The organism is Streptomyces sp. NPDC005374 (assembly GCF_042872225.1).
Classification (GTDB): Bacteria; Actinomycetota; Actinomycetes; order Streptomycetales; family Streptomycetaceae; genus Streptomyces.
Genome location: NZ_JBIAKA010000013.1, coordinates 19,648 through 34,746 on the forward strand (window position 1 = coordinate 19,648; position 15,099 = coordinate 34,746).

The 15,099-nt window shown below is 72.3% G+C and carries 14 protein-coding genes; 6 read left to right on the forward strand and 8 right to left on the reverse strand.

Translation table 11 applies throughout. The features are described 5' to 3' along the window. Window positions 1-33: 33 nt before the first annotated feature. On the reverse strand, window positions 34-2,094 hold the full coding sequence (locus tag ACFYRX_RS30290; protein WP_389106360.1) for a HelD family protein: 2,061 nt from the start codon (window positions 2,092-2,094) through the stop codon (window positions 34-36). A gap of 283 nt (window positions 2,095-2,377) precedes the next feature. Between ACFYRX_RS30290 and ACFYRX_RS30295 the strand changes: the two genes are divergently transcribed. Then, window positions 2,378-2,563, forward strand: a complete 186-nt coding sequence (locus ACFYRX_RS30295; RefSeq protein ID WP_389106363.1) for a hypothetical protein — start codon at window positions 2,378-2,380, stop codon at window positions 2,561-2,563. Here the strand turns inward: ACFYRX_RS30295 and ACFYRX_RS30300 are convergent, their stop codons facing one another. Together ACFYRX_RS30300 and ACFYRX_RS30305 are read right to left on the reverse strand one after the other, a co-directional pair. Next, window positions 2,564-4,210, reverse strand: coding sequence for a DNA repair helicase XPB (locus ACFYRX_RS30300; RefSeq protein WP_389106366.1), 1,647 nt, complete (start codon window positions 4,208-4,210; stop codon window positions 2,564-2,566). A gap of 67 nt (window positions 4,211-4,277) precedes the next feature. Beyond that, complete coding sequence (locus ACFYRX_RS30305; RefSeq protein WP_389106368.1) at window positions 4,278-6,812, reverse strand: helicase-associated domain-containing protein; 2,535 nt, start codon at window positions 6,810-6,812, stop codon at window positions 4,278-4,280. A 204-nt stretch (window positions 6,813-7,016) separates the two neighbouring features. On the opposite strand from ACFYRX_RS30305, the gene ACFYRX_RS30310 reads away from it, so the two are divergent. Continuing rightward, entirely contained in the window at window positions 7,017-8,075 is a 1,059-nt protein-coding gene (locus ACFYRX_RS30310) for a hypothetical protein (RefSeq protein ID WP_389106371.1), read from the forward strand. 301 nt (window positions 8,076-8,376) lie between these two features. Further along, window positions 8,377-9,039, forward strand: coding sequence for an HAD family hydrolase (locus ACFYRX_RS30315; RefSeq protein ID WP_389106374.1), 663 nt, complete (start codon window positions 8,377-8,379; stop codon window positions 9,037-9,039). Here ACFYRX_RS30315 and ACFYRX_RS30320 read toward each other — a convergent pair. Then, complete coding sequence (locus ACFYRX_RS30320; RefSeq protein ID WP_389106376.1) at window positions 9,018-9,266, reverse strand: hypothetical protein; 249 nt, start codon at window positions 9,264-9,266, stop codon at window positions 9,018-9,020. The two genes, ACFYRX_RS30315 and ACFYRX_RS30320, sit on opposite strands and share 22 nt — an antisense overlap. 163 nt (window positions 9,267-9,429) lie before the next feature. Here ACFYRX_RS30320 and ACFYRX_RS30325 point away from each other — a divergent pair, with 163 nt between their 5' ends. Next, window positions 9,430-9,813 (forward strand): cold-shock protein, encoded by a 384-nt coding sequence (locus ACFYRX_RS30325; RefSeq protein ID WP_389106379.1) that lies wholly within the window; start codon window positions 9,430-9,432, stop codon window positions 9,811-9,813. Then, window positions 9,813-10,289 (forward strand): hypothetical protein, encoded by a 477-nt coding sequence (locus tag ACFYRX_RS30330; protein ID WP_389106381.1) that lies wholly within the window; start codon window positions 9,813-9,815, stop codon window positions 10,287-10,289. The genes ACFYRX_RS30325 and ACFYRX_RS30330 overlap by 1 nt, the downstream gene beginning before the upstream one ends. A gap of 4 nt (window positions 10,290-10,293) precedes the next feature. On the opposite strand, the gene ACFYRX_RS30335 is transcribed toward ACFYRX_RS30330, so the two are convergent. The 4 genes from ACFYRX_RS30335 to ACFYRX_RS30350 form a co-directional block, all read right to left on the reverse strand. Then, entirely contained in the window at window positions 10,294-11,157 is an 864-nt protein-coding gene (locus ACFYRX_RS30335; RefSeq protein ID WP_389106384.1) for a 1,4-dihydroxy-6-naphthoate synthase, read from the reverse strand. Further along, window positions 11,147-11,812, reverse strand: a complete 666-nt coding sequence (locus tag ACFYRX_RS30340) for a futalosine hydrolase (protein WP_389106387.1) — start codon at window positions 11,810-11,812, stop codon at window positions 11,147-11,149. The genes ACFYRX_RS30335 and ACFYRX_RS30340 overlap by 11 nt, the downstream gene beginning before the upstream one ends. A gap of 16 nt (window positions 11,813-11,828) precedes the next feature. Further along, window positions 11,829-12,356, reverse strand: a complete 528-nt coding sequence (locus tag ACFYRX_RS30345) for a hypothetical protein (protein ID WP_389106390.1) — start codon at window positions 12,354-12,356, stop codon at window positions 11,829-11,831. Window positions 12,357-12,446: 90 nt separating this feature from the next. After that, window positions 12,447-13,790 (reverse strand): MFS transporter, encoded by a 1,344-nt coding sequence (locus ACFYRX_RS30350; RefSeq protein ID WP_389106919.1) that lies wholly within the window; start codon window positions 13,788-13,790, stop codon window positions 12,447-12,449. 371 nt (window positions 13,791-14,161) lie between these two features. On the opposite strand from ACFYRX_RS30350, the gene ACFYRX_RS30355 reads away from it, so the two are divergent. Further along, window positions 14,162-15,088, forward strand: a complete 927-nt coding sequence (locus ACFYRX_RS30355) for a DUF3027 domain-containing protein (protein WP_389106393.1) — start codon at window positions 14,162-14,164, stop codon at window positions 15,086-15,088. Window positions 15,089-15,099: the final 11 nt, after the last annotated feature.

Below are 15,099 nucleotides of genomic sequence, written 5' to 3' on the forward strand. Positions count from 1 at the left end.
CTCCGGGGGGACTTGACGGAACGGATCAGCACCCTACCCGGCGAGCTGCGCGGGCAACGCCGCCGCATGCGTCACGACCAGCCCCGACACCGCCCGGGTCAGTGCCACGTACAGCCGCCGCAGCCCCGTCCGTTCGTCCGGTTCGCCGTCCACCACGGCCTGCGGCTCGTCCAGTACGACGTAGTCGTACTCGAGACCCTTGGCGAGCGAGGCCGGCACCAGGGTCAGCCGGGTCTCGGCCGTGGTCTCCTCACCGGGGGCCAGGAAGCCGATCCCCGCCGCCGTCAGCGCCGCCGCCAGCTCCGGGACGCGGGCGTCCGCGGCGATGAGACCGGTCGAACCCTCATTGCGCAGCAACTCCTCGCACGCGGCGACCACTTCACCCACGCCGCCGATCTCGCGGAGGTCGAACAGCCCGGGGTTCTCACGGACCGACGCGACCGGTGTCAGGCCCGGTGCGATGTGCGGCAGGAGGCGGGAGGCGTACGTGATGACGTCCGTCGGCACGCGGAAACCCGCCGTCAGCTCCTCGATCACGCCGTCGGACTTGCCGAGATGGGACAGCGCCTCGCCCCAACTCCGGGTCGCCCACGGCGTGGTGCCCTGCGCGAGGTCGCCGAGGACGGTCGCTGAACCGGTCGAGCAGCGGCGGCCGACCGCGCGGTACTGCATGGGGGAGAGGTCCTGCGCCTCGTCGAGGACCACATGACCCAGGGAGTGCGTGCGCTCCACGATGTCCGTCGTCTCGTCGATCAACACCGCGTCCGCGGCGGACCACTTGGCCGCCTTCACGCTCCTCACCGGCTTCGCCCAGCGGATCGTCGCCTGCTCGTCCTCGTCCAGGATCCCGTCCGCGTGCTCGGCGAGGAAGTCCGCGTCCGTCAGCAGACGCAGGACGAGTTTCGCCGGGTCGACGGGCGGCCAGATCTGCTTGACGGCCGCCTTCACCGCCGTGTTGCGGGCCACCGCGTCCTGCACCCGGTCGTCCGGAGCCTCCCCGGACCGCTCCATCTGCACCAGCACGGTGTGCGCGATGCGCTGCGGGAGGGCCTCGCGGGCGGCGCCGTACCGGATGTCCCGGTCGAGCAACTCCCGGACGATGCCCTCGATCTCGTACGCCGGGACCCGCCACCTGCGCGACCCGCGCACGACCATCACCGGTTCGGTGGGCATGGTCACATGCGAGTACACGGCCCGCTTGAGCACCTCCGCCATCCTCGCGTCGCCCTTGAGGACGGCCGCGGCCGCGTCGTCGGTGCCGCGTACCTCGACGTGTGCCACCAGGTCGTCCACGGTCGCCTGCTTCACCGCCAACTCGCCCAGCGCGGGCAGCACTTGCTCGATGTAGTGCAGGAAGGACCGGTTCGGTCCGATGACGAGGGTGCCGGTGCGGGCGAGCCGCTCGCGGTGGGCGTAGAGGAGATACGCGACCCGGTGCAGGCCGACAGCGGTCTTCCCGGTGCCGGGACCGCCCTGCACACAGACCGTGCCACCGAGCCCGGACCGTACGATCTCGTCCTGCTCGGGCTGGATGGTCGCCACGATGTCGCGCATCGGGCCGACGCGCGGGCGCTCGATCTCCTGCTGGAGCAGCTTGCTGGTGGCCGCGGCCTCCTCGGGGTCGGACAGGTGCTCGTCCTCGTACGCCGTGATCTCGCCGCGCGTGTAGCCGAAGCGGCGGCGCAGCGCGATGTCCTGCGGGTCTTTCTTGGACGCCCGGTAGAACGGCTGCGAGACCGGCGCGCGCCAGTCGATCACCATCGGGTCGCCGTCGTGGTCGTGGACGTGCCGGCGACCGATGTAGAAGCGTTCGCCGTCCGCGCCCTCGGCCCGGTCGACGCCGGGGGAGTGCAGGTAGTCGAGGCGGCCGAAGAACAGCGGGGTGTCGCTCAGGTCGGCCAGGGCCTTGATCCGCTCGCCGATCTGGCGGGCCAGCACCTCGGCGTTGACCCAGTTCGCGGTGACGTCCTTGATGTTCAGCGACTCGGCGTCCTCCCGCATGGCACGCAGGGCGGCACGGGAACCGGCGAGGTGGGAGCGTTCGCGGGCGAGGGGGTCGTCGGCTACGGGCGCGGGCGTGGACGGCCTGGACAAGGGGGTGCCTCCGAAGGTGCTGCGGGGTGGGCGGCTGCCGGGTGGACGGCAGCGCTGTACCGGCCGGTTTCCGTCCGGTCGGCGGCACTCCGGGAGGGAGGCGGGCAAGAGCGGAGATCTTAGAGGAGACACCCGGCCGCCCGCCAACCGTTTTTCCGTCCCCTAGGGGATCGACCCTCCGTTCGCTGGGGGAGGCTCCACCCACGGGTTGTACTCAGGTAGCACACGGAAGCGGGACCTGGGACCGATGCCCTCTTTATGCCTGGTCAGCCACTATGGATGCATGAGCGCAGCGACCTTCACCCCAGCCCCCGGTCGCCCGTCCGGGGCGACCCCCCTCTCCGGCGTCCACGGCACCCACCGCCTGGGCACCGCCCTCCGAGCGATCCGCGTCTTCGCCGGCGCCGCCTTCGACGTCGTCATACTCGGTGAGTACGGCGAGGAGGCGGGCGTCCGCCGCCGCCGCTGATCAGGCCCCGTCCGCCAGCAGCTCGTCCGCGTCCACGATCCGGTAGGCGTACCCCTGCTCCGCCAGGAACCGCTGGCGGTGCGCGGCGAAGTCCTGGTCGATCGTGTCCCTCGCCACCACCGAGTAGAAGTGCGCCTGGTGCCCGTCGGCCTTGGGCCGCAGCACCCGCCCCAGCCGCTGCGCCTCCTCCTGCCGTGACCCGAAGGTCCCCGAGACCTGGATGGCGACGGTCGCCTCCGGCAGGTCGATGGAGAAGTTCGCGACCTTGGACACCACCAGCACGCTGATCTCACCCTCCCGGAAGGCGCCGAACAGCTTCTCGCGCTGGGCGTTGGACGTCTCGCCCTTGATGACAGGAGCGCCCAGATGCTCGCCGAGTTCGTCGAGCTGGTCGATGTACTGACCGATCACGAGGATCTGCTGTCCGGCGAAGCGCCGCACGATCGCCTCGGTGACCTTCCGCTTCGTCGCGGTCGTGGCACAGAAGCGGTACTTCTCCTCCTGCTCCGCGGTGGCGTAGGCGAGCCGCTCGGAGTCCGTCAGGTTCACCCGGACCTCGACACAGTCGGCGGGCGCGATGTACCCCTGCGCCTCGATCTCCTTCCACGGCGCGTCGAACCGCTTGGGTCCGATGAGCGAGAAGACGTCCGACTCCCGCCCGTCCTCACGCACGAGGGTCGCGGTCAGTCCCAGCCGCCGTCGCGCCTGGAGATCGGCGGTGAACTTGAAGACGGGCGCGGGCAGCAGGTGCACCTCGTCGTAGAGGATCAGCCCCCAGTCCCGGGAGTCGAAGAGCTCCAGGTGCGGGTAGACGCCCTTCCGCCTGGTCGTCAGCACCTGGTAGGTGGCGATGGTGACGGGCCGGATCTCCTTCCTGGTCCCGCTGTACTCGCCGATCTCCTCCTCGGTGAGACTCGTCCGCTTGATGAGCTCGTGCTTCCACTGGCGGGCCGAGACGGTGTTGGTGACGAGGATGAGGGTGGTCGACTTGGCCTGCGCCATGGCCCCGGCGCCGACGAGGGTCTTGCCGGCACCACAGGGCAGCACGACGACCCCGCTTCCGCCGTGCCAGAAGTTCTCCACGGCCTGCTTCTGGTAGGGCCTGAGCGCCCACCCGTCCTCGTCCAGCTCGATCGGGTGCGCCTCACCGTCGACGTATCCCGCGAGGTCCTCGGCGGGCCAGCCCAGCTTCAGCAGCGTCTGCTTGATCTGCCCGCGCTCGGAGGGGTGCACGGCCACGGTGTCCGGGTCGAGCCGCGCCCCGACCAGCGGTGCGATCCGCTTCGAGCGCAGGATCTCCTCCAGCACCGGGCGGTCGGTGGTGGTGAGGACGAGTCCGTGCGCGGGGTGCTTGCTCAGCGTCAGCCGCCCGTACCGGTCCATCGTCTCGGCGATGTCGACGAGCAGGGCGTGCGGCACCGGATACCGGCTGTACTTCACCAGCGCGTCCACCACCTGCTCGGCGTCGTGCCCGGCGGCCCGCGCGTTCCACAGCCCCAGCGGTGTCACCCGGTAGGTGTGGATGTGCTCCGGCGCCCGCTCCAGCTCGGCGAACGGAGCGATGACCCGACGGCACTCGTCGGCCTGCTCGTGATCGACCTCGAGGAGCAGGGTCTTGTCGGACTGGACGATGAGAGGACCGTTCACCTACGTACACATCCCTTCGGCACGGCCAAACGTCCAGTGTGCCCCATCAGGCGTGCCCGTTCCCCCCTCAGTCCTCCGCCAGCTCCGCCACCCCCGTCACCCGGTGCAGCGGGTACGTCCTGACCTCGTCCGCGGTGTGGTCGTACGCCGTCACGAAGCCGCCCTCGACGCGGAGGGGTGCGATGACGCGCTGGCTGGCGGCGCCCTCGGCGTTGACGTAGCCGATCCACACGGCCTCGCCGGTGAGGACGGCGGCCTGCATGGTGGCGAGGGTCTCGGCGGAATCGGTGCGGGGGAGTTCGCCGGTGGCCGGCGCGGGCCGGTCGGTCTGTCTGCGGGGGGCCGTGGAGGCCAGGTCGCCCGCGCGGATGGCCCGGATCGCGGCCGAGAGGAGGGTCGCGTCGGGGATCGGGGGACCGTCGGGGACGGGTTCGGGGGCCGCGCGCGGCGGGGTGCGGTGGGCGAGGGCGCGGGTGATGAGGACGTCGCCCTCCGCGGACTCGGCGGCCGGGGCGAAGCCCATCGCGCGCAGGCCGTCCAGGAGTGACGCCGGGTCGGCCTGCGCGGCCAGCACCGTCGGGGCCAGGCGGCGCAGACGCAGGCCCGCGGCGCGCTTGTCGGCGAGGATCTCGTTGAGCAGGGCGTCGTCGTCGCAGCGGACGTACGCCGAAGCGGCGCCGACGCGCAGGTGGCCGTGCTTTCGGGCCACGTCGTCGATCAGATACGTCAGCGGCTGCGGGATCGGGGTCCGTGAGTGCGCGGCGAGGAAGGCGTGCAGGTCGGAGGCCGACTGCCCGGCGTCCAGGGCCCGCCGCACCGACCCGGGCGTGAACCGGTACACCGTCGCCCCGCCCTTGGACTCCACGTCCGCGAGCACGCCGAGCACATCGGCGAGCGGTCGTTGCAGCGGGCCGGGGGCGACCGCTGTCAGGTCGGCCTGGAGCAGCACGTGATCGAGGGGTTCAGGCAGCAGCGGCGCGAGCAGCCTGGCGGCAGCGGCGGACGCGGTGGCCTGTTCTGCGGGGGAGAGCGGTTCCGGAACGGCGGCGGGGCGATGGTGATGGTGCACGGGGAGCTTGTCCCCGGGGCCCGGGCCGGCCGGCACCGCGTCCGGTGTCTTCGGCGCGCTCGCTCCCAGCAGTGCGCGCCCGTGCGCCGACAACGCCCCCCGCCCCGTCACCCCCAGCAGTTCCGCCTCCTTCAGCGTCCACTCGGCGAGCCGGGACCGCAGGTCGTCCTCACGCTGCGGGCCCCGCAGCGGACGCTCCCAGCGCAGCCGGGCGAGCACCGACGCGGGCGCCGGTGCCGTCCCCTGCGGCAGTCCCGCCAGCAGCGTCAGCACCCGGTGCCGTACCTCGGGCGCCGCACTGCGGTCGAGCCCCGGGCCGAGCGTGGACAGCGTGCGGTCCTTGGCGTCCCGGCCGCCGACAAGACCCGACGTCCGGGTCGCCGTCAGCCAGGCCTCCGCCAGCCGTGTCCAGCGCTGTGCCGAGGGCTGTTCCAGCCACTCGTCGTGGGCCGGGGTCGCCGCGTACCGTTCGTCGGCCTCGCCGTCGGAGGCCAACAGGCCCGCCGCATAGGCCAGTTCGACCCAGAACGCGGCCACCGGTTCCGCCAGGTCCAGGGCGACGGCCGTGCGCTTGAGGTCGCGGACGCTGAGGCCGCCCGCCCGCAGCACCGCGGGTCCGCCCTCGTCCCAGTCCTTCAGCAGCTCCTCGACGGTCGCCAGCGCGGTGTACGCCTGCCCGGCCGCCGTCGCGTCCACAACCTGTGGGCGGTGGGTCGCGGCGGCCTCCACGGCCGGCGGCACCGGCGCCACCTCGCGGTGCGCCCGGCCGCCGCGCAGGTGCAGGGCCACCTCCCGGGGCAGTACGACCGTCCCGGGCGCCGTCGGCACCAGCAGCCCCAGGTCCAGCAGGCGCCGCAGATGCGCCGCCGGGTCGGCGGTGACCTGGCCGTACGGCGGCCCCCAGACCAGCCGGGACAGCACCTGCCGGGACTCCTCCGCGAGCCCGGCGAGCAGCGCCGACATCCGCTTCCGGTCGGTGAACAGGGCCGCCAGTGACGCCACCGCCGACACCGCGTCGTGGGTCGAGCCGAGCCCCGCCGCCGTGACGATCTCCTGGATGCGGCCCGGTGACATCCCCGCCGTCGCCTCCTGCACGCTCGGACCGAGCCCCGTCGGCGACGGATGCTGCGGCGAGGGCGCGAGCAGCTCACGGGCCGTGCGGACCAGCCGCAGCCGGTCGTCGTCGCCCCACACCAGGGCCTGCTCCCGCAGGGCCGCCAGCGCGTGCGGCAACGCCGCCGAGACCGCCGGGGAGCCCTCGTCGCCGGTCAGCAGCGCCAGCAGTTCCGCGTACGGCGCCGGATCCGCCGCCACGGCCAGCGCCTCCGCGGTCTGCAGCGTGAAACGGTCCAGCCGCTCCAGCGCCCGCACCACCGACGCCCGCGTCCCGGCCCGGGTCGCGAGCTGCGTCAGGTCCGTGGGCACGGGGGTGATCAGGTCGGGGCGGGCACGCAGAAGCGCGGCCAGGGAGACGTCGTCCCTGGCCCGGAGCGCTTCCGCGAGGGAGCGCGGCGGTACGGCCGGGTTGCTCATCCGGCCAACGGTAGCGGGTGCGGGGCCGGGGCAGGGGTGACGTACCCGCGCCCGTCGGCGCAGCCCACGCCGTCCCCGGGGGCTGCCGGGGCGCCGCGGACCGGGATGCGGGCCGAACCGGCGGCCGGGCCCGTCCGCCCGACACCTGCCTGCGCTAACGTCGTCCCACGGGGTATCCAACGCACCCGCCCCGGAGGGGACTTCGTGGGTATCGAGAGCGACCAGGTCGTCTACGAGTATCTGAGCCGCGTCGGTGACGTCGCTCACCAGCGGCAGCTGCCGTCGTCCACCCGTATGAGACTCGTCTCGGAGTTGCGGGGCGAGATCGACAAACGGCGCGCCAAGGTCACCGTGGACTCGCCCGCCGCCGTCCGCCGGATCATCGCCCGGCTGGGCAGCCCCGACGAGGTGGTCGCCGCCGCCGGAGGCACCGCGGGCGGTGCTCCGCAGGCGCCGGTCGTCTCCATGCCCGTACAGCGGGACCGGGAGACGGAGGAGACCGGGCGGCCGAAGGGTCTGCGCAAGGCCGTCCCCCGGCCGCGCTCCGACTCCCCGCCGCAGACTGCCCCGGCCGCCGACCGCGACCGGTCCCAGGGCCCTCACCAGGCCGGTCTGGACGAGCTCGGCGACAGCGCCTCGCAGCCCGACTGGTGGCGGGTGGACAGCAGCCCCTTCGGTGTCGGCGACAGTGTGCCGGGCTTCGTGGGCGGCGTGGAGATCCCGGAACTGCTGAAGCCCCCGCCGCCGAAGGAGAAGCCGGCGGAGAAGACGGCACCGATCGTCGAGCAGGCGGTGGAGGTTCCGGCGTCGAGCACGCGTAGGGCCTGGTGGAAGCGCAAGCCGGTCGCGAAGGCCGCGGAACCGGTCGTCGTGGCCGCCCCGGTCCGCCGTCGCCCCTTCTCCCGCGCCAAAGGCCCGGTCGGAGGCGGCTGGAGCAACCCCCTCCTCCTGCTCGCCGCCGCCCTCCTCGTCGCCGGTGCCGTGCTCGGCAACCTGATCGTGCTCGTCGTGGGCTGGCTGATCGCCTGGGCCTCGCGCCGCCTGAGCGACGCGGAGACGAAGTGGGCGGTCGTGTTCCTGCCCGGCCTCTCCCTCACCGCCGGTCTCCTGTGGCTGTGGGGCAGGAACGAGGGCCGCTGGGGCGAGCCCATCGCCGAGGGCCACATGAACGACGCGGTCGCCGAGACCTGGCCGTGGGTGGTGCGCGGCGCGGCCGTGGCCTCGGCACTGTTCCTCGTGTGGCGCTCGCAGCGGCGCCGGTAGGCCACGGAGAACCCGGCCCCGGGTGTCGGACCACTGCGCCGGCGCTGCCTGAGGCGGCTGCGGGCGCGACTCGAATCCCGGGGCGGTATGAGCGACATGGACGACGGCCTCGGCGACGACGGCGCCCTCGACTTCGGTGAGGTGGCGCTGCCGGTCGAGGAGTTCGCCCTCGGTCTGCTGGAGGAGGAGCTGCGGCAGGGCGGGCGATCCCGGACCCCGTACCGCCCGCCCTGCGGCACGTCCCCGGCGGCCCGCAAAACCCGGTGTCGGCCCGCCAGGCCTGCCGGGCACAATGGCCCATATGGCCTCTACAAGCATCCCCGCGCAGCCCCCCGCGGCCGCCCCGACCGTCGGCTTCGACCTCGACATGACGCTCATCGACTCCCGGCCCGGCATCCGCGCCTGCTGGGTGGAGCTGTCCGAGCGGACGGGCACGTACGTCGACGCCGACCTGGTGGTCTCCCGGCTCGGCCCGCCGCTGGCGGAGGAGATGGCGCACTGGTACCCGGCGGACGAGATCGCGGCCATGTCGGACCTCTACCGCGAGCTCTACCCGGTGTACGCCATCACCGGGACCCTCGCGATGCCCGGCGCCCGCGAGGCCATCGAGGCCGTACAGGCGGCGGGCGGGCGAGCGATCGTCGTCACGGCCAAGTGGGAGCCCAACGCCAAGCTGCACATGGAGCACCTGGGCATGGAGCCCGACGCGGTGATCGGCGACCTGTGGGCCGAGCAGAAGGCGCTCGCGCTGCGCGAGCACGGCGCGAGTGTCTACGTCGGCGACCACACCGGCGACGTGCGCGGGGCGCGGGTCGCCGAGGCGTTCTCGGTCGCCGTGTCCACGGGCCCGTGCAGCGCCGAGGAACTCAGCGAGGCCGGGGCGGACGTCGTGCTGGGCGATCTCACCGAGTTCCCCGGATGGTTTTCGGACTACCGTCCGGGTTACCTTCCGGCCCGCGCCTGACGCCTTCCCGCCGCGACGGATTGCAGCACTCCCGCACCGGCCACGACGAAGCCGACGGCCATCAGCATGCTCAATCCGAACATGTATGTCGGAAATGGCGTCGTTCCGAGCAGAAACGGGGCCACGGTGACGAGTGTGGCCACCGCGCCGACGAAGAAGACGATGGCTCCGGTACGGATCAGTCGGTCACCGGGAGCGGCGGAATTCGATTGGGTTTTGTCACGCACCGGACCAGGGTAGTTCCCTGCCCGAAGGAACAACCGGGCGACGTCTTGTCACCGGCCCGTTCACCATTAGCCTTGGAACCGGCGGGTCCCGACGACCCGCCCCAGTGCTATCAAGAGCCGTTTCAGATGCAGTTTTCCGACGAGTACGAGGACGAGGACAGACGTGCCTACCGGCAAAGTCAAGTGGTTCAACAGTGAGAAGGGCTTCGGCTTTCTCTCCCGCGACGACGGCGGTGACGTCTTCGTCCATTCCTCGGTCCTCCCCGCCGGAGTCGAGACGCTGAAGCCCGGCCAGAAGGTGGAGTTCGGAGTGGTCGCCGGTCAGCGCGGTGACCAGGCTCTTTCGGTGACCCTCCTGGAACCCGCGCCCTCGGTCGCGGCGGCCCAGCGCAAGAAGCCGGACGAACTGGCGTCCATTGTCCAGGATTTGACGACTCTTCTCGAGAACATCACGCCGATGCTGGAGCGCGGCCGCTACCCCGACAAGGTCGCCGGCGGGAAGATCGCCGGTCTGCTGCGGGCCGTCGCCGACCAGCTCGACGTCTAGTGAGCGACATACGGACCGAGGCGCCGTCGCCCCAACTCCTGGAGCACATCCGACGGCAGCGGCGCCACACCCTTGAACTGCTGACCGTGTGCGCGGTGGGCCTCGTCCCGTGGACGGTCCTGCTGGCCTTCACGCTGCCCAGCGGCTACACGGTCCGCCAGTGGCGCACCACCTGGGTCGGCTTCGACGTCCTGCTCCTGCTCGCGATGGCCGCCACGGCCGTACTCGGCTGGCGCCGCCACCGGGCGGTGGTCGTGGCGGCCGTCGCGACGGGAGCGCTGCTGGTGTGCGACGCGTGGTTCGACGTGGCCCTGGCCCTGGGCACCCCGGACGTGTGGTGGTCGGCGGCACTGGCGGTGTGTGTGGAACTCCCGTTGGCGGGCTTCCTGATCCACCGGGTGCTGGGAATGTTGAAACTGGCTCAATGGCCGAACGCCCCAAAGGGGTTCACGGAACTGCGCGGCGGGCCGCAATGACGCGTCAGGCGAATGCCAGGGCGTCGGGTCGCAATGCCGGCACGAGACCTTCCGCGGCCGCCCGGGTCAACAGCCCCCGAATCGCCGCATATCCGTCCTCTCCGAGGTCCGCGGTGAACTCGTTGACGTACAGACCGATGTGCTGATCGGCGACAGCGGGGTCCATCTCCTGCGCATGCGCCATCACATACGGCCGGGAAACCTCGGGCTCGTCCCAGGCGGCCCGCACCGAGGTGCGGATGGAGTCGGCGAGCGATGACAACCTCTCCGCTCCCAGTGACCGTTTGGCGATGATCGCGCCCAGCGGAATCGGCAGTCCCGTCGTCGACTCCCAGTGCTCGCCCATGTCCGCGAGCTTGTGGAGCCCGTAGTTCTGGTACGTGAACCGGGCCTCGTGGATGACGAGCCCCGCGTCGACCTTCCCGTCCCGCACCGCGGGCATGATCTCGTGGAACGGCATCACGACGATCTCCCCGACCCCGCCCTCAAGGACGTCCGCCGCCCAGAGCCGGAACAGCAGATACGCCGTCGACCTCTCGGAGGGCACGGCGACCCTGCTACCGGTCAGGTCCGCCCCGGCGTCCCGGGTGAGCACCAGTGGCCCGCAGCCCCGCCCCAGCGCGCCCCCGCAGGGCAGCAGCGCGTACTCGTCCAGGACGTACGGCAGCACGGCGTACGACACCTTCAGCACGTCGAACTCGCCGCGCTCCGCCATCCCGTTGGTGATGTCGATGTCGGCGAAGGTCACGTCCAGCGCGGGCGCCCCCGGGACGCGGCCGTGCGCGAGGGCGTCGAAGACGAACGTGTCGTTGGGGCAGGGCGAGTACGCGATCTGCAAGGGCCGGTGCTGCGCGGGCTCAGTCGTCATGCTGTTTCCAACTCTCCAGTACGGGTGCCAGCTTCCCGAATCCCGCCGTCAGTGCCGCGAGAGCGTCGCCGATGCGCCAGGCGGCCCGGTCGCGCGGGCCGACCGGGTTGGAGACGGCGCGGATCTCCAGCACGGGCACCCCGTGCGCCCCGGCCGCCTCGGCGACCCCGAAGCCCTCCATGGCCTCGGCGAGGGCGGTGGGGTGGCGTTCGCGCAGCGCGGCGGCACGGGCGGCCGTACCGGTCACGGTGGAGACGGTGAGCACGGCTCCGGCCGGCGCCCCGGTCGCGGTCACGGCGTCCCGTACGAGTGCCGCGGGCGGTCGGTGGGTGACGGTCCCGAACCCCAGCTCGGTCACCGGCACGAACCCGTCGGCGGTCTCGGCCCCGAGGTCGGCCGCGGTGATCTCGTCGGCGACGACGAGCGACCCGACCGGCGCGTGCGGCAGGAACCCGCCGGCGATCCCGGCGGAGACGACGAGGCCGTAGGGAGCGCCTTCCGTGGCGGCCCTGGTGAGCGCGGTGGCGGTGGAGGCGGCGGCGAGGGCGGGCCCCACACCGGCGGCGAGGACGTCGACCGTGAGGTGCGTGTCCGTGAACGCGCGGGCCACCGCGTCCCGTTCGACCGGGACGGCGGTGGCCACGAGGATGCGCATCACTGACGGCTGCGGATCAGTAGTCCGAGTTCTCCAGCTTGAAGTTCCACACGCCCTTGTGCGCCTTGCTCTGGCCCGAGGTCGTCTTGTCCTGCTCGACGATGCTGATGTACAGCGTCTTCTGCGGGGCCTGGCCCTGCTGCTGGGCGAAGAGGTCGACGCCCTCGAAGGCGTAGTACGACTTCTTGTACACGTACGTCATCTGCTGGCCGTTGATCCACAGGGCCCAGCCGGTGTCCGCGATCTTCTGGTCGACGCCGACGCGCAGGGTCTCGCTCTGCTTGACCTTGATCGTCTTGACGTCGCCCTTCTCGAGGGCGCACTTGGCGGCCTTCGCCTGGCCGATGTCGTTGCCGTCGTCGTAGCAGGTGGCCTCGGAGCTCACCGAGGCCGAACCGGCCGTGACGGTGACGCGCGGCGTCGGCTTGTCGCAGGCCGACAGGACGAGCAGTCCGGCGGAGACGAGGCCGGCGGCGGCGACGGCGCGGTGGCGTCGCACAGCGCGGTGAACAGGGGCGGCTTCGCCGCGGGGCAGCGTGGTCATGGCGGAAGGTTATCGGGCGGGTACAGCGGTTCCCCTACGCGGGGTCCGGCGTGCCCCGTTCGTTACGCCACACGCGGCGCGCGCCGCCCCTCACGCCACCCGCGCCTTGGGTGAGCCGCCGTGCCGGGACGAGCTGAGCAGCCCCTTTGCGGTGGCCAGCCAGCCCACGGCGACGACGACGGAGGCCACGGAGAGGCCGAGGTAGCCGTTGAGCGGCATGACGATGCCGACGGCGCCGCCGAACACCCAGGACACCTGGAGCAGGGTCTCGGAGCGGGCGAAGGCGGAGGTGCGGACCAGTTCGGGCACGTCCCGCTGGATCAGCGCGTCCAGGGACAGCTTGGACAGGGCCTGTGCGAAGCCGGCGACGGCCGCGAGACAGGCCACCAGGAACGCCCCGAAGAAGATCGCGGCCGTGATCGCCGCGCCCAGCACGAACGCCACCACCGTCAGGATGATGATCTCCGGCCCCTTCGATCTGAGCCAGGCTCCGACCGCCGTTCCGAGCGCGTTGCCGACGCCCGCCGAGACCGCCACCAGGCCCAGGGACACCGCCGCGCTCTCCCCGGTCAGGGGGTGCTCGCGCAGCAGGAAGGCGAGGAAGAAGGTGAGGAAGCCGGAGAGCCAGCGCAGGGCGGCGTTCGCGCCGAGAGCGTGGGTGACGGCGGTGCCGACCGTGCGCAGTCCGGGCCGCTTGACCTCTTTTCGGTGCGGGCCGTGCAGGTGTTCCTCGTCGGCGGCGAGCAGCGCCCTGTCCTCGCCCTTGGCCGAGTCGACCTTCGGCGGCAGGGAGAAGGACAGGAACGTACCCGCGATGAAGATCACGAAGGCGCCGTAGAGCGGCCAGCTCGGTCCGATGGCCTGCAGCCCCGCGCCGACGGGCGCCGCGATCCCGGTCGCGAGGAGCCCGCCCAGGGTGACCCGGGAGTTGGCTTTCACGAGGGAGAAGCGGGGCGGGAGCAGACGTGGCACGACCGCGCTTCTGACGACGCCGTACCCCTTGGAGGCGACCAGCACGCCCAGGGCCGCCGGATACAGCTCCAGGCTGCCGGTGGCGACCGCCCCGGAGATGATCAGGGCGAGCATCGCCCGGGCGAGCATGGCGCCGGCCATGGCGGCGCGGCGGCCGTGCGGGAGGCGGTCCAGGAGCGGGCCGATCACCGGTGCGAGGACCGTGAAGGGGGCCATGGTGATCGCGAGGTAGAGGGCGACGCGCCCTCGGGCCTCGTCGGTGGGGACGGAGAAGAACACCGTGGACGCGAGGGCCACGGTGATCATCACGTCACCCGCGCCGTTGACCGCGTGCAGTTCGATCAGTTTGCCGAGGCCGGACTCGCCCGCCCCGTGCGCGTGGGTCGCCTTGCGGATCCCGCGGGCCGTCCCGGTGAACGGGAAGTGCAGGGCACGCCCGACAGCACGGACGGGCCCTGTCATCCGGCCCGAACCGCCACCGATCCCGGTGGCTCCCTGGGGTGTCCTTGAGGCTGCCACCCCGCAATAGTGCCCCGAGAAAGCTGTGAGTAGTGCGGTTACCGCGCGTATGAACGCATATGAAGTGCCGCCGGAGGCAACGAACCATCACGTCGGTGTAGGCCGAGCGGCGGCGAACAGGTAGCGTGCGTAGCGCGCCGTGGCGAACGTTCTCGGCCGCGCGCCTCTCAAACATCCCGCAGAATGGATGGGAGCAGGTGCGCCCGAGCGCGATCGGGCGCGGACGTCGACGCGGCCCTTCGGTCCGCTCCGTCCGCATCCGCCGCCTTCAGGCCGGCGCACCCGAGTGACGGCGTAGGAGAGAAGCGATACCTGTGAGCGCAGCGACAACGCGAAGCCGCACCCCCGACCGCCTGTGTGCCGAGGCCGTCGACCTCGCCCGTACCGCAGCCGAGGAGGCCGCCGCGCCCGGTGTGGTGGGTGAGCACGCGGGCCTGGTCTCCGAGGGCGATCGTGTCGTCACCCACTACTTCGAGTGCAAGGAACTCGGGTACCGGGGCTGGCGCTGGGCGGTGACCGTCGCCCGGGCCTCCCGGGCGAAGGCGGTCACCCTGGACGAGGTCGTGCTGCTGCCGGGCTCGGACGCGCTGCTGGCCCCCGAGTGGGTGCCGTGGAGCGAACGCCTGCGCCCGGGCGACATGGGCCCCGGCGATCTGCTCCCCACCGACGCCGAGGACCTCCGTCTGGAGCCCGGCTACTCCGGCGAGGACGAGCCGCTGCCGAGCGCGCCCGTCTCCGAGGAGATGGCCGAGCTGGCCGAGGCGGAGGACGCGGACCTCACCGCGGGCAGCCCGTCGCACCTCCCGGTGGTCCCGTCCCGGGGTTCGATCGCCGCGGTCGCCGAGGAGCTGGGCATGCGCCGGGCCCGGGTCCTGTCCCGCTACGGCCTTCATGTCGCCGCCGACCGCTGGGAGGACTCCTTCGGTGCGACGACCCCGATGGCCCAGGCGGCCCCCGCGCCCTGCGTCAGCTGCGGCTTCCTGGTCCCGCTGGGCGGCTCGCTGGGCCAGGCCTTCGGTCTGTGCGCCAACGAGTTCGCCCCCGCGGACGGCCGGGTGGTCTCCCTGTCCTACGGCTGCGGCGGCCACTCGGAGGCGGCGGTCATGCCGAAGCCCCCGCAGCCGGCCGAGCCGGTGATCGACGAGACCAGAGTGGACCCGTTCCCGCTGCGCCCCGCCCGGGACTCCGGCTCGGTGCCGGAGACCGCGGACGAGGAGTCGGCGGAACTGGGCCACTCGTAGGACGGGCCCCG

Excerpts from the sequence above, each read along its gene's own strand:
- ACFYRX_RS30335 (WP_389106384.1), bottom strand. The coding sequence starts at position 11,157 with ATGACGACTGAGCCCGCGCAGCACCGGCCCTTGCAGATCGCGTACTCG.
- ACFYRX_RS30340 (WP_389106387.1), bottom strand. The coding sequence starts at position 11,812 with ATGCGCATCCTCGTGGCCACCGCCGTCCCGGTCGAACGGGACGCGGTG.
- ACFYRX_RS30315 (WP_389106374.1), top strand. The coding sequence starts at position 8,377 with ATGGCCTCTACAAGCATCCCCGCGCAGCCCCCCGCGGCCGCCCCGACC.
- ACFYRX_RS30295 (WP_389106363.1), top strand. The coding sequence starts at position 2,378 with ATGAGCGCAGCGACCTTCACCCCAGCCCCCGGTCGCCCGTCCGGGGCG.
- ACFYRX_RS30350 (WP_389106919.1), bottom strand. The coding sequence starts at position 13,790 with ATGACAGGGCCCGTCCGTGCTGTCGGGCGTGCCCTGCACTTCCCGTTC.
- ACFYRX_RS30305 (WP_389106368.1), bottom strand. The coding sequence starts at position 6,812 with ATGAGCAACCCGGCCGTACCGCCGCGCTCCCTCGCGGAAGCGCTCCGG.
- ACFYRX_RS30345 (WP_389106390.1), bottom strand. The coding sequence starts at position 12,356 with ATGACCACGCTGCCCCGCGGCGAAGCCGCCCCTGTTCACCGCGCTGTG.